At 59.5% G+C, this 797-nt stretch carries 1 protein-coding gene and 1 pseudogene; both read right to left on the reverse strand.

The genetic code is table 11. The features are described from left to right. A pseudogene (locus AC4PR2_RS29290) lies at positions 1 to 595 on the reverse strand (Replication protein); the annotation flags it as partial. After that, positions 588 to 797 (reverse strand): hypothetical protein (locus tag AC4PR2_RS29295; protein ID WP_492176100.1); only part of this gene is annotated, 210 nt, incomplete at its 5' end. The gene AC4PR2_RS29295 and the pseudogene AC4PR2_RS29290, both read right to left, overlap by 8 nt.

Consider the following 797-nt stretch of genomic DNA (forward strand, 5'->3'; position numbering starts at 1 on the left):
CCACGCCGATACCCCGGCTGGTGAAGAATTTATCCGTCAGCCACAGCCGCAGCGGCTTGTTTTGCCCCGAGTCACTGTCGCGTCCGCGCGAGACGATGACGTACTCCAGCTGCTCGAGCACCGAGAGCGCATTGAGCGCCACGTCATACGCCTTGCGTCCACTCTCGTAGACGTGCAGCACCCCCATGTACTGCGCCACCGTCTCGAACGGCAGCATGAGTTCAAACGGGTAATCACTGTCCGGGTTGTAGTCACAGTTGGCGCCCAGCACCAGCGAAAGTGCCGTCAGTGCCTCGCGGCTCTCGCTGCGCGCGCAGACCCGCATGGGTTTGGGTTGGTAGTGAGGATTGCCACGCTCGGCATAGGGGACATATCCCGTCTGACGCAGGGCGCGCAGGTCGCCGTTGCGGCGCCAGTCATGCCCCGAAAGACGCGCGACCACCTTGCCCGCCATGCCTCTGGGGACGCTGCAACGCATCTGCGGGGTGTATCGACGATGAATTTTTTGTTGCCCGCGACGTAAAATATTATTGGCACCACGGCGGGAAGGTGTTGATTTTGCAGGGTTTACCTGCGCGGCAGTTTGACTATTCATGCTCCCCTGCACTTAAGGTCGGCAGGGGATGTTGATCTTGATTACGCATCATGGCTATACTCTCTGCAGGCGCGGAGCCTGCTTTTGACCCCCGGATATACGACCAGCCGACCAAAGTTGCTCGTAATCCGGGGGTTTTTGCGTCTGGGCCTTGCCCAATCCTGTTCACCTTCTGGCGTGAACGACCATTGAACACACACTG

It is taken from the genome of Serratia sp. A07 (genome assembly GCF_058725505.1).